Here is a 730-nt window from a genome sequence, read left to right on the forward strand (position 1 = left end):
GAGAGGACGGAGCGCGCGACTCTTGAGGTTCAGAGCGCGTCTGCTCCACGACAGAATAGGACGATTGGCCCGCTCCTTCAGGGCCCACAGCCTGTCCTGCGGCAGCATCGTCCGCGCTATCAGCTTCGTGGATGGGCGCTTTGCCAAGGCGGTCAATTCGCCTCATAACTTTCTCCTACAGCGTGACAAACTGGACGAGATCACCGTATTCCCGAAGGCGTCGTCAGCGACCGCGAACGATTGTCGATGCCGCGGTCATGTCACGTTAGCTAGGCTGGGCCGCACCTGCCGGACCTGAGATGGATGTTTCAGTCGGCCAGTCGCAGCCACTCCGCCCATCGCGGCTAGTAACTGAGATGGATCTGGGAGGCGGAACGTTCGTAGCGAGACCACACGATGATCTCGCAAGGCGAGAAGATCGACACGAAAAGTTGCAATCCGCCTGATGGCTGTTACGGCGCGTGCCGTTTTTCGCAGCCGAACAAGCAAATTTTCGGCGCTGTTCAGGCCCTTGTCGCGATCACTCGCCCTGCGCCAAGGCCTGCCGCTTTGCAGCGCCAATGGAGTACAGCCAGACGGGCGCCCACTCCCTTGACCGAGGCGCGAAGACGTCGGCGCGCGTATTGCTCTTCCCCGCGGCATTGTATTTGCCCTCGATCCCCAGGAAAGTCCTTGGCCTACGTTTAAGCCGCGACAGGCATGAGTGGATGCTGACAGAATTCACGTCGAG

General features: G+C 60.1%; 1 protein-coding gene. It reads right to left on the minus strand.

The window, feature by feature from the left end; translation table 11 throughout:
* Nucleotides 1-520 precede the first annotated feature (520 nt).
* On the minus strand, nt 521-730 hold a 210-nt coding region (locus AC0L3P_RS39940; RefSeq protein WP_473309452.1), incomplete at its 5' end, for a hypothetical protein.

The sequence above is a fragment of the Bradyrhizobium sp. WSM4874 genome (assembly GCF_055811835.1).